The sequence below is a fragment of the Methylobacterium guangdongense genome (assembly GCF_038442355.1).
GTDB lineage: Bacteria > Pseudomonadota > Alphaproteobacteria > Rhizobiales > Beijerinckiaceae > Methylobacterium > Methylobacterium guangdongense.
The window spans coordinates 1-12773 of the sequence record NZ_JBBXMX010000043.1 but is presented as its reverse complement, the minus strand read 5'-3'; the positions used below and the strand labels follow the sequence as shown (position 1 = coordinate 12773).

At 69.2% G+C, this 12773-nt stretch carries 7 protein-coding genes and 1 pseudogene; 6 read left to right on the top strand and 2 right to left on the bottom strand.

What is annotated here, in order from left to right; all coding sequences use genetic code 11:
• Window positions 1-225: 225 nt before the first annotated feature.
• From AAHG09_RS31100 to AAHG09_RS31075, 6 genes are all read left to right on the top strand, one after another.
• The gene (locus AAHG09_RS31100) at window positions 226-2703 is read left to right on the top strand and encodes a hybrid sensor histidine kinase/response regulator (RefSeq protein ID WP_342112114.1); all 2478 of its coding nucleotides are present in this window, start codon (window positions 226-228) and stop codon (window positions 2701-2703) included.
• A 174-nt stretch (window positions 2704-2877) separates the two neighbouring features.
• Window positions 2878-4002 (top strand): sensor histidine kinase, encoded by a 1125-nt coding sequence (locus AAHG09_RS31095; protein ID WP_342112113.1) that lies wholly within the window; start codon window positions 2878-2880, stop codon window positions 4000-4002.
• A complete protein-coding gene (locus AAHG09_RS31090; RefSeq protein WP_305076628.1) occupies window positions 3986-4411 on the top strand; it encodes a response regulator in 426 nt (141 codons plus the stop codon). The genes AAHG09_RS31095 and AAHG09_RS31090 overlap by 17 nt, the downstream gene beginning before the upstream one ends.
• Window positions 4412-4419: 8 nt before the next feature.
• Window positions 4420-5595, top strand: a complete 1176-nt coding sequence (locus AAHG09_RS31085; protein ID WP_342112108.1) for an ATP-binding response regulator — start codon at window positions 4420-4422, stop codon at window positions 5593-5595.
• 257 nt (window positions 5596-5852) lie between these two features.
• Window positions 5853-7445, top strand: coding sequence for a PAS domain-containing protein (locus AAHG09_RS31080; protein WP_342112106.1), 1593 nt, complete (start codon window positions 5853-5855; stop codon window positions 7443-7445).
• Window positions 7446-7447: 2 nt separating this feature from the next.
• Window positions 7448-7828 carry a response regulator gene (locus AAHG09_RS31075; RefSeq protein WP_342112102.1) on the top strand — a complete coding sequence of 127 codons (381 nt, stop codon included), beginning with the start codon at window positions 7448-7450 and terminating at the stop codon, window positions 7826-7828.
• Window positions 7829-8066: 238 nt separating this feature from the next.
• On the opposite strand, the gene AAHG09_RS31070 is transcribed toward AAHG09_RS31075, so the two are convergent.
• Both AAHG09_RS31070 and AAHG09_RS31065 read right to left on the bottom strand, forming a co-directional pair.
• Complete coding sequence (locus AAHG09_RS31070) at window positions 8067-11996, bottom strand: ATP-binding protein (protein WP_342112100.1); 3930 nt, start codon at window positions 11994-11996, stop codon at window positions 8067-8069.
• 89 nt (window positions 11997-12085) lie between these two features.
• Window positions 12086-12773: pseudogene (locus AAHG09_RS31065) on the bottom strand (molybdopterin-dependent oxidoreductase); the annotation flags it as partial.

The window sequence follows — 12773 nt, the reverse complement described above, 5'->3', positions numbered from 1 at the left end:
CGCCTCTGGGCGAGGCTCAAGGAATGGCGTGCCATCGCAACCCGCTACGAGAAAACCGCCACCAGCTTCATGGGCGTTCTGTCCCTCGCCGCAGCCCTCGACTGGCTCAAGCGATGACACGCCCTAGAGCGAGGTGGTCCGGGTGCGCCGCGGGCGCGAGCGGAATTCCCAGGAGCATCGTGAAGTGCCCGGAGCGATGCAGCCCTCACGTGAGACCCTGAACGCATGAGCGTCCGCTTCTCACCCGAACGGTCCTGCCTCGTGGGCGGCGGCGAGGCCGGCGAACGCCTGCGCGCCATCGATTGGGCCGGCACCGCCCTCGGTCCCGTGGAAGGCTGGCCGCTGTCGCTGCAAGCGACCGTGCGGATCGTGCTCAGTTCCGCCTTCCCGATGATGCTCCACTGGGGGCCGGACCTCGTCACCATCTACAACGACGCCTACGCGCCGAGCCTCGGTCGAAAACATCCGGGCCACCTCGGCCGGCCTGCGCGGGACTGGTGGCCGGAGATGTGGGACCAGCTCACGCCCATCTTCGAGCAGGTGCTCGCGGGCGAGCCCTACCTCGTCGAGGACGCCCGCTACACCCCCGACCGGGACGGCACGCCGCAGGACGCCTACTTCACCAATTGCCATAGCCCCCTCTGGGACGACGACGGCCGGATCGCCGGCATCTTCCTCGTCGTCACGGAGACGACGCGCCGGGTCGTGGCCGAGCATGACCTCAACCGGCTCAACCGCAGCCTCGGGGAACAGGTCGCCGCCGTACAGGCGAGCGAGGTTCAGCTGCGCGAGAGTAAGCAGCGCCTCGATGCCCTGATCCGCTCGTCTTCCGAGGTGCGCTACTCGATCAGCGCCGATTGGAGCGAGCTGCACCAACTCGCCGGCGGCGGCTTCATCCCCGACACCGCTCCGGGCAACACGAATTGGCTCGACGAGTACATCCCCGCCCAGGACCGCGCGGCGGTGCGCGCCGAGTTCGAGCGCGCCATCCGCACCAAGTCGGACTACAGCCTCGAACACCGGGTCAACCGCGTGGACGGGACGGTGGGGTGGGCATTCTCTCGCGCGGTCCCACTCCTCGATCCGCGGGGCGAGGTGACCGGCTGGCTCGGGGCCGCGTCCGACATCACGGACCAGCGGCGGGCCGAGATGGCCCTGCAGGCCCTGAACGCGACCCTGGCCGAGCAGGTCCGGCAACAGACGCAGGAGCGCAACGGTCTCTGGGAGGTCAGCCGCGACCTCTTCATGGTGACCGACGGCGATGGCGTGATCCTGAGCCTCAACCCCGCCTGGACGACGGTGCTGGGCTGGGAGGAGGCCGCGTTCGTCGGCCGGACCACGGAGTGGCTGGAACATCCGGACGACCAGGTCAGGACCCGGGCGGAGATCGACCACCTCGTGGCAGGTCAGGTCACCCTGGCGTTCGAGAATCGCTTCCGGGCCAAGGACGGCGACTACGTGCATCTGTCTTGGACCGCCGTGCCTTCGGAGGGCCTCCTCTACTGCTCCGCCCGCGACGTGACCGAGAGCAGGCGGCAGGCGGGGATGCTCCTGCAGGCCGAGGACGCGCTGCGTCAGTCTCAGAAGATGGAGGCGGTCGGGCAGCTCACGGGAGGCGTGGCGCACGACTTCAACAACCTGCTCACCGTCATCAAATCCTCGACCGACCTGCTTAAGCGACCCGATCTCGCGGAGGAGCGGCGCGTCCGCTACATCGCGGCGATCTCGGACACGGTCGACCGCGCCGCCAAGCTCACCGGTCAGCTTCTCGCCTTCGCCCGCCGTCAGGCGCTACGCCCCGAGGTGTTCGATGCGGCGGTCAGCGTGCGCGCCATCGCCGACATGGTCGGTACCCTGACGGGCGCGCGGATCAGCGTCCGCCAGCACCTGTCCGACGAGCCGTGCTTCATCAACGCCGACCCGAGCCAGTTCGATACCGCCCTGGTCAACATGGCGGTCAACGCCCGCGATGCCATGGATGGCGAGGGCGAGTTGACCATAGGCGTTCGTCCGGCGGAGGGGATGCCGGCCGTGCGCTCCCACGCGGCCGTGACGGGGGACTACGTGGAGGTGTCGATCCAGGACACCGGCAGCGGCATCGCGCCGGACAAGCTCGGGCGGATCTTCGAGCCGTTCTTCACCACCAAGGAAGTGGGACAAGGGACGGGACTGGGCCTGAGCCAGGTCTACGGTTTCGCCAAGCAGTCCGGCGGCGAAATCATGGTCGAAAGCGAGGTCGGCACGGGGACGACGTTCACCCTCTACCTGCCGCGCGCCTCGGCGAGCCGACAGCGGGTCCGCCAGGAGGAGGACGGACCGATCACGGACGGCGGCGGGGCCTCCGTGCTGGTGGTCGAGGACAACCGCGACGTCGGCACCTTCGTGACCCAGACGCTGACCGAGCTGGGGTACCGGACCCATTGGGTGCTGAGCGCCAGGGCAGGGCTCGACGAACTGGCGCGCGAGCCGCACGCCCACGACGTGGTTTTCTCCGACGTCGTCATGCCCAGCATGAACGGGGTGGAACTGGGGCGGGAGATCGGCCGCCTGTACCCGCGCCTGCCGGTGATCCTGACGAGTGGATACAGCCACGTGCTGGCGCAGGATGGCGACCACGGGTTCGAGCTCCTGCAGAAGCCGTATTCCGTGGAGGCGCTGTCGCGGGTGCTCGGCCGCGCCATGCGCAAGCGCAGGGATGGCTAGGCGGACAGCCTGTCGGTTGGCATCCCCGCTGATCCGGCACCCGCTCGTGGACGCCGTCATCCCGACCGGCCTACATCGAGCCGCATCGTCCCACGGGGCGACCGGATCCGGGCCGGAGCGCGACGCGTTGACCGTCCCGTGCCATCGAAGGCCATCGACGCAGGAGACCAACGCGTGGAGCGTGCCGCGAACCTCACCACGGACGATTTCCGCGCCCTCGCCGACGCGCTGCCCCAGATGACCTGGGTCGCCGAGCCGAGCGGCGACATCATCTGGTACAACCGTCGCTGGTACGACTACACGGGCACCACCCTCGAACAGATGCGAGGCTGGGGCTGGCGCGACGTCCACCACCCCGACCACGTCGAGCGCGTCGTGGAACGCATCAGCGAGGCTTTCCGCACCGGCGAGCCATGGAAGGATACCTTCCCGCTTCGCGGCGCCGACGGCGAATACCGCTGGTTCCTGTCGCTGGCGCAGCCCCATCGCGGGCCGGACGGCGCCATCCTGCGCTGGTTCGGGACCAACACCGACATCACCGAGCGCAAAGGCCTGGAACGCCGGCTCGCCCGTCACGCCATCGACCTGCGCCGATCCAACGAGGAGCTGGAGCAGTTCGCCTACGTCGCCTCCCACGACCTGAAGGCGCCCCTGCGCGGCATCGAGAACCTCGTCGGGTGGATCGAGGAGGATCTGGAAGGCTCGCTGACCGGCGACGTGCAGACGAACATGGAGCTCCTCAAGAGCCGCGTGCGTCGGCTGGACAGCCTCCTCGACGACCTCCTGGCCTACTCCAGGGCCGGACGGGCGGACGCGACGATGGACATGGTCGACACACGGGCGCTCGTGGAGGAACTCGCGGTCCTGGTCAGCCCGCCCGAAGGGTTCACCATCACGGCGGATACCTCCCTCCCGACGCTCCACGCCGCCCGGGCGCCGCTCACCCAAGCCTTGCAGAACCTGATCGGCAACGCCATCAAGCACCACGACCAGCCGGCCGGAGGGCACATCCGGGTCGAGGCCAAGCCGGCGGGGGGCGCGGTCGAGTTCGTTGTGACCGACGACGGCCCCGGCATCCCCGAGCAGTTCCGCGAACGCGTGTTCGGCATGTTCCAGACGCTCAAGCCCCGCGACGAAGTCGAGGGCAGCGGCATGGGGCTCGCCATCGTGCGCAAGCTGGTCGACCGGCAGGGCGGCAAGGTCTGGCTCGCGGACGGGCCGGACGGTCGCGGGCTGGCGGTGCATTTCACGTGGCCGCTCGACGGCCGGAAGGGACAGGCGGATGGGCTCGACGGTTAACATCCTGCTGGTCGACGACGACGAGGTCGACGTCCAGGGGCTCAAGCGCGCGTTCAAGAAGAGCAAGATCGGCAACCCGATCACGGTCGCCCGCGACGGCATCGAGGCCCTGGAGATCCTGCGCGGCGAGAACGGACGCGAGCGCTTGGCGAAGCCCCACCTGATCCTGCTCGACCTGAACATGCCGCGCATGAACGGCATCGAGTTCCTGGAGGCGGTGCGCGCCGACGAGGACCTGCGCTCGGCGGTGGTGTTCATGATCACCACGTCGAAGGCGGACGAGGACCGGATGCGTGCCTACGGGCACAACGTCGCCGGCTACATCGTCAAGCGCGACCCGGCCAACACCTTCATGGAGGCGGTGGCGCTGCTGGAACACTACTGGAAGGTCGTGGAGTTCCCGGCATAGCCACCCCGGTGACGCCCCCGACCCGCATCCTGCTGATCGACGACGACGCGGTCGACAGGGCGGCCGTGCGGCGGGCGCTCGCCAAGTCCGGCCTCGCCCACACGCTGACCGAGGCGGCCGGCGGCGAGGATGCCGAGCGCCTTGCCTCCGAGGGGACGTTCGACTGCGTCCTGCTCGACTATCGCTTGCCGGGCATCGACACGTTCGCGCTCCTCAGGACCCTGCTGGCGGCAGAGGGAGAGGCGCGGGCGGTCCTGATGCTGACCGGTGAGGCCGACCCGGACCTCGCGACGCGGCTGATGCGGGCCGGCGCGCTGGACTATCTCGACAAGGCCGAGGTCACGCCGTCCGGCTTGGCCCGGGCGATCCGCTTCGCCGAGGCCCGGCGCGCCTTCCAGGCGGAACTCGCCGCCGCCCGGCGCGAGGCGGAGGCGAAGTCGCTCGAACTCGACACGCTGAACCGGCAGAAGTCGCTGCTGTTCTCGATCATCGCCCACGATCTGCGCAACCCGTTCCAGGCCCTCCTCGGCCTGTCCCAGGTCCTTGGAAAGGCCGTCGCGGCGCGCGACCCCGCCTCCATAGAGCGCCGAGCCAACGGCATCCACGAGGCGGCGACGCAGGCCTACGCCCTGCTGGAGAGCCTGTTCTCCTGGGCGAGCCTGCAGATGGACACGATGGCGGTCACGCTGACCGACGTCGACCTCGGCACGCTGGCCTCCGAGGTGATGCACGGTGCCGCAGAGGCGGCCGCGGATAAGGGGCTGAGCTTGGAAGCGTCCTGCGAACGCACGGTGGTGCGGGCGCAGCGGGACATGCTCGCCACGGTGCTGCGCAACCTCGTGAGCAACGCGATCAAGTTCACGCTGCCTGGCGGCACCATCACGGTCGCTGCCCGGCGTCAGGGCGACGAGGTCGAGATCTCGGTCGCGGATACCGGCGTCGGCATGCCGCCGGGCAAGGTCGACGACCTGTTCCGGCTCGACCGGCGGACGACGACGAACGGAACGGCAGGCGAGCGGGGGAGCGGCCTGGGGTTGCTGCTGTGCCGGGACCTCGTCGAGCGGCAAGGCGGCGTGCTGACCGTGAGGAGTTCCGTCAACCGCGGCACGACCTTCCGGTTTCGGCTGCCCCTGACATCCGGAACCGACATCGCGAGATCATCCGGCACGCGCCAAACAGCCTGACCTTCCCGGCCTTGGCCCGGTCACAATCCTTCTAATTAGGAGAAAAGCCCGACGTCGTCCCTCATGCGCCTGTGGTATCATCTACCATCTCGACCGCCATCCTCTCTCGCCTTCGCGCCACCACGACCGCAAGCCCGCCCCCGGTTCTTCCGAGGTACGGCATCGCGACAGCCACCGTCCTGGCCGTCGCCCTGCTGCGCTTCGCGTTATTCGCGGAGTTCGCTCCGTGGTTCCTTTTCACCCCCGCCGTTGTCGTCGTGACGCTGCTGCTCGGGGGTGGCGCCGGGCTGTGGGCCACGCTGCTCTCGACGCTCTGCGCCGGTTACGTGCTCCTCGACGTCCCCCCGGTCGGCATCCTCTCGCCGACCCAATGGGCCGCATCTGCGATCTATGCGGTGACGACCTCAGGCCTTGTGGGGGTCGTCGTCGCCTTGCGGCAGGCGTTGCGCGCCTCGGACGTCGCGCGGGAGGACTTGGTTCGCGCGGCGGCGGACGCGGCCGAACGCGAGGGCTTCCTCGCCGGCGTGCTGTCGAGCTCGACCGACTGCATCACGGTGCTCGACCTGGACGGGAAGCTGACCTTCATGAGCGAGGGCGGCCAGCGCGTGATGGAGGTCAGCGACTTCAACGCGATTTCCGGTTGCCCCTGGCCGGACTTCTGGGCCGGCCGCGGCCATGTGGAGGCGGCCGCGGCCGTACAAGGCGCACGGGAGGGACGCTCGGCCAGTTTCGTGGGACGTGCCAGCACCATGCAGGGCTCACCCAGGTGGTGGCACGTCGCGGTCAGCCCGATCCCGGGCCAGGACGGGAAGCCACACCGCATCCTGTCTGTCTCGCGCGACATCACGCCCCTGCGCGAGAGCGAGGAGGAGCGCGACCGCTTCGTCCGGTTGGCCGAGAACAGCACCGACTTCATCGGCATGGCCCATGTCGACGGGCGGGTGTTCTACATGAACGACGCGGCGCGTCGGTTGGTCGGGCTGGAAGGGGCCGACATCACCGTGCTCGCCATCGCCGACTTCTTCCCGCCCGAGGATGCCGCCACTGTGGCAGGCGAAGTCCTGCCGGCCGTGGTGCGGGACAGCCACTGGTCCGGCGAGCTGCGATTCCGTCATTTCGTGACGGGCGAACTGATCCCCGTCCTCTACTCGGTGTTTCCCGTAACGGACCCGGACGGCAACACTCTCGGCTACGGCACCGTCACCCGCGACTTCCGCTCCCGCAAGCGGGCCGAGGACGACATGCGGATGATGAATGGGGAGCTCGCTCACCGGCTCAAGAACGTTTTGGCCGTCGTCCAGTCGGTTGCCCTGCAGACCCTTCGCAACGCCACGGACCTGCAGTCCGCCAGCCAGAACCTGTCCGCGCGACTGGTGGCGCTGGGAACGGCCACCGACGTGTTGACCGGGGCCTCCTGGCGCTCCGCTGACCTTCGGGCGCTCGCGGAGCATTCCCTGGCACCCCATGGCGATCTCGGGACACGCATCGTCCTGGAAGGTCCCACCGTCGCGCTGCAGCCGCAGGTGGCGGTGGCCCTGGCCCTCGCCCTCCACGAACTCGCCACGAATGCGGCCAAGTACGGTGCCCTTTCCAATGAGACCGGCCGCGTCCACCTGACCTGGCAGGTTGACGGGACGGTACCCCATGCCAAGTTCAGGCTCGCGTGGCAGGAGCATGGGGGGCCGCCGGTCTCGGAGCCGACCCGGCGCGGGTTCGGCTCCACCCTGATCGAGCGCTCGCTGCGCTCGTATTTCGGGGGGACGGCGGCAACCGAATTCCTCCCGGACGGCTTGAGGTTCGCGCTTGAGGCCCGGCGGGATGACGCGGCCGTCTTTTGGGAGAACGCGTAGCGGTGGGTCAGAGCACGCCTATCGGATCGAAGACGGTCCTCGTAGTCGAGGACGAAGCGCTCCTGCGCTTCGAAATCGTCGACTTCTTCGAGGAGCGCGGCTGGCGGGTGTTCGAGGCCGGGAACGCCGAGGAAGCGATTGCCTCGCTGGACCGGCACGGAGAGATCCGCGTCGTTCTCACCGACGTGCAGATGCCCGGCGACATGGACGGGCTGAAGCTGGCCCACTACGTCCGCGAGCGGTTCCCGCCGACGCTCCTGTTCGTGGTCTCGGGACACACGCCGCTGACCAACGAGGCTCTGCCGGCCCGTGCGACTTTCCTGCCGAAGCCGTTCGACCTGCACCGGGTAATGCGCCAGATCGACCGGAGCGGCGTGGCCTGAAGGCGCCGTTCGCAGGATCCACGTATCGACGCCCGAGAGGCCTACGAGGTGGATGCCTTACAATCCGATAGGCCACGCCCCGGAAGTGGCCGTTGCCGTCTGTCGGCGACCCACGGCCGGATCCGGCGCCGCCCAAGGGCGATCCACCGAGCGATCCGCCAGCTCCCCAACCTCCCGGTCCCATCAACTCGGACGGTACTTAGGGGCCGCGACGCGAGAGGTTCGGACCTCCGCCGGTTCACGGCCTTGGGCGGGATCTCCGGGGCTTCCGGCGGCTGACCTTGTTCAGGACCCGGGAGATCTGCTCGGCGGAGTACGGCTTGTGGAGGAGCTCGAAGCCGTGGGCTCCCTCTTCCGCCAGGACATGGCTGTAGCCGGACGCCAGGACCACGGGCAGGTCGGGCAGGCGCCGCCGCAGTTCCTCGGCGAGCGCGACGCCACCCATTCCCGGCATGACCACATCCGAGAACACGGCGTCGAATCCTGCGCCATCGCCGCCGAGGCGGTCCAGGGCCTCCTCGGCGTTGACGGCCAGCGCCGTCTCGTAACCCAGGTCCTCCAGGATCTGGGTGGCGAACCGACCGACCTCGACGTTGTCCTCGACCACGAGGACGCGCCGACCCTCGCCCCAGGCCAGCTCCCCGTCGTCTTCTCTCGCCGGCTCGTCCACGGGAGACACCTGCGGCAGGTACAGGGTGAAGGTCGTGCCTTGTCCGACGGTACTGGCCACATCCACGTCGCCGCCTGACTGCTTGGCGAAGCCGATCACCTGGGAGAGACCCAGCCCCGTGCCCTTGCCGACCTCCTTCGTCGTGAAGAACGGCTCGAAGATGCGGGCCAGCGTCTCGGGCTCGATGCCGGTTCCGGTGTCGGCGACGCTGACGGCCGCGAACGGGTTACGGGACGGGCCGTGGCCGCGGATGGCCGGCATCGCCTGATCGCAGGCCAGCCGCAGGGTGAGCGTGCCCTCGCCCTCCATCGCGTCGCGGGCGTTGATGGCCATGTTGACGAGCGCCGTCTCGAACTGGCTGGCGTCGGCGCAGATGAAGCAAGGGTTCTCTGGCACGTCGGCCACGACGCGAATGCGCGCACCGGTGACGGTGTCGACCATCTCGGCCACGGCCTGGAGGCGGGCGCCGACGTCGAAGGTCTCGGGCTTCAGCGCCTGCCGCCGGGCGAAGGCGAGGAGCTGGCCGGTGAGCTTGGCGGCCCGGTCCACCGTGTCGGAGACGGCATCCATGTAGCGGGCGCGCCGCTCTTCCGGCAGGTCCGGCCGACGCAGGAAGTCCACCGACGAGCGGATGATGGTCAGCAGGTTGTTGAAGTCGTGGGCCACGCCTCCGGTGAGCTGCCCGACCGCCTCCATCTTCTGCGACTGCCGCAGGGCCTCCTCGGCCTGGGCGAGGCTGACCGCGTGGGCCCGCTTATCGGTCACGTCGCGCGCGACGCAGTACAGGCGCCCGTCCGCCGGCACCGCCGTCCAGGACAGCGTCCGGTAGCTGTCGTCACGGGTGAGGAAGCGGTTCTCGAAGGCCAACGTGGTCGCGCCTCCGGCGAGCCGCCGCACCTCGGCGCGGGTCTTCTCGCGGTCCTCGGGGTGCTCCAGCCATTCCGAGGTGCGCCCGACAATGTCGTGCGCCTGCCAGCCCAGGATCTGGGTCCAGGCCGGGTTGACCGCCAGCCAAATGCCGTCGGCATCGGCCACGCCGAGCATGTCGTGACTGACCTGCCAGATCCGGTCGCGCTCGGCCGTGCGGGCGGCGACTTCCCGCTCCAGATCCTCGTTGACCCGGCGAAGGGCATCCGCCGCCTCGCGCCGCACGCGGGCGAGCTGCAGGTTGGCGCCGACGCGCGCGATCAGCTCCCGGGCCGAGAACGGCTTCGTCAGGTAGTCGTCGGCGCCGGCGTCGAGGCCCTCGACCTTGGCCTCGTCGCCGGCCCGCGCGGACAGCATGATGACCGGTAGGTCGCTCATGGTCGCGTCGGCGCGTACGGCTGCGAGCAGGCCGAAGCCGTCGAGACGCGGCATCATCACGTCGGTTAGCAACAGGTCGGGGCGCCTGGCGCGGGCTGCCGCAAGAGCCGCCTCGCCGTCCGCCGTGACCTGGACCTCGTACCCCTGGGCGGTGAGCAGGCGGGCGACGTGCTCGCGCATGTCGGCGTTGTCGTCGGCCAGCAGGACACGGCCGGTGGACCGGGACGCGTCGGGGGCCGGCTCCGCGTCGAGGATCAGGTCGTCCGCGCCGGCGCCGCCGTCGATCCAGCGGCGGGCCTCGGCCACGAAAGCCTCGACCCGCGCGGCGGTCAGGCCCGGCGTGAAGCCCGCGCCCGACGTGCCGACGTCAGCCTGTACGAAAGGCAGCGAGATCATGAACACGCTGCCCCGACCCGGCTCGCTCGCCACGCCGATGGTACCCTGATGCAGCCGGACCAAGTCCTGCACCAGGGCCAGGCCGATGCCCGAACCCTCGAACGTGCGCCCCTGGGCGCCCTCGACCCGGTGGAAGCGGTCGAACAGGCGCGGCAACTCCTCGGCCGGGATGCCCGTGCCGGTATCCGAGACGGTCAGGACGGCGCGGTCGCCGTCCCGCTGGGTCCGCACGGTGATCCCGCCCTCCAGCGTGAACTTGAAGGCGTTTGAGAGGAGGTTCAGGACCACCTTCTCCCACATCTCAGGATCGAGCGGCACGAGCGCGTCGAGGGCCGGGCAGTCGACGGTGAGCGTCAGGCCGGCCTGCTCGCAGAGTGACCGGAAGTTGCCGGCGAGTTCGGCGGTGAACCGGGGCAGGTCGACGGGCCGAAAGGCGGCCCGGGTACGGCCGGCCTCGACGCGCGAGAAGTCGAGGAGGCCGTTCACGAGCCGCAGCAGCCTGAGGCCGTTGCGGTGGGCGACGGTAGCCAGAGCCCGGTTGTCGGGCAGGACCCCGCCGGGCGGCTTGGCGAGGATCTCCTCCAGCGGGCTGAGCATCAGCGTCAGCGGCGTGCGGAACTCGTGGCTGACGTTGGAGAAGAAGGCGGTCTTGGCACGGTCGAGTTCGGCGAGCCGCTCCGCTCGGGCCCGTTCCTCCTGGTATGCGAGCGCGTTGGTGACGGCGGCGCTGAGGTTGGAGGCGATCTGTTCGCAGAAGGCATGGTAGCGCTCATCGAACCGCAGCCGTGGGCTGATGCCGATGACCGCGATCCCGCTGGTCCGCCCCCCGGCCCCGGCGGTGACCGGCAGGACGCGGGCCTGCGTGACCGACTCCGGCCAGGAGCCGCCCGGCAGGCCGGGCATCGTCCTGTCGAGTCCTTCGAGCAGTATGGGAACACCGGTCGCGGCGACCTGGCGTAGGGACCAGAGGTCCTCCTCCGCGAGCCCGGTCCGGAGCAGGTGCTCCCTTGCCTCCGGCAACCCGACATGTCCCGCCAGGGTCAGGTCGTCGGTCCCGGCATCGAAGGTGTAGAGCAGTGCGAAGGGCACGTCGTGCGGGTCGCCCGCCAGCACGTCGGCGGCGATGGCGTAGGCCTCCGCCGTGGACTTCGCCTCGATGGACTGGGCGGCGAGGTCTCGCAGGAGCCGCGTCCTGCGGTCGGCGAGCACCCGCAGGGTGGTCTCGGTGACGGCGGTGAAGATGCCCTCGACGCGGCCCATCTCGCCGCGGATCGGGCTGTAGGAGTAGTAGAAGTAGCACTCCTCGACGTAGCCGAAGCGGTTCAGCGGCAGGAGTTGGTCGTCGGACCACGTCGCCTCGCCCGTTTCGAAGACCGTGTCGAACATCGGGCCGATGATGTCCCAGATCTCGGCCCAGACCTCGGTGCCAGCGCGCCCGAACGACCAGGGATGCTTGTCGCCGACGACCGGCCGCCAGGCGTCGTTGTAGATCAGCGCGCGCTCGGGACCGTAGTACAACACGACGGGGAAGCGGGTGGTCAGGCAGATGCTGACAGCTGAACGCAGGGCCTGGGACCAGCCGGAGACCGGGCCGAACGAAGTCTGCGACCAGTCCATCGAGCGCATGAGCGCCCCCATCTCACCGCCGCCGGCCATGAAGCCGGTGTCGACAGGTGCCTCGGTCGCGTCAGATGGGATGCCGGCCTGCCGCAACAACTCCCGTAGGCGGACGTTCTCAACCAGGATTTTGTGGTCGGCGCCTTCCGCGCGCACGAAGGGAAGCACGTTCTCGGACACGGATCCCGTTCAAATCCATATGGTCGGCAATGATGCCGATATCGGTCAGGATTTGAACGAAACCAAGGCCGTGTCCGGCGCATCGGCCTTCATATGCCGGCGTACCAGGCGTAGCCCTGGTCCTCCCAATATCCGCCCTTGCCATCGCCGATGTCGGAGAAGCTATCCACCACGTCGATGCGCATCACGTACTTGGCCTGCTTGTAGCCGAGGTTGCGCTCGACCCGCAGGCGCAGGGGTGCGCCGTTCGCGACCGGCAGGGCCTTCCCGTTCAACTCGTAGGCGAGGATGGTCTGGGGGTGGAAGGCATCCACGAGGTCGATGCTCTCGTAGTAGCGCAGGGCTTGGTGGCCGGTTCGGCATCGACGGCCTGTTGTCCGCCGGAATCCCGTTTATCCTCACCTCCGCCCGCTCGCTTGGTCATAGCGGGATTGGCGTTTCCGCCGGACGGCCCCTCGTCCACATCGTCCGTGTCGGTCCCCTCGTCGTCTCCCTGATCCATGGTGTCGGCGCACCGGAACACGACGAAGCGCGCCTCCGGCTTCAGCCTCGCTTGGTTCAGGAGATCGGCCAGCGGTACGCCGGTCCACTTGCCGATCGCGCTCCAGCCCTCGACGCAATCGTGCCGGGTGACTTGCGTGCGGGAAGGGAGCTTGCGCAGCTCGGCCAGGGAGAGCTTCAGCGGGGTCTCGACGAGGCCGCCCACCTCCAGCCGGTAGTCCGCGAACTTGCGCCGCGCCAGCGCCTTGTAGGCCTTGTCGGGCGGGTCCTCGGTGC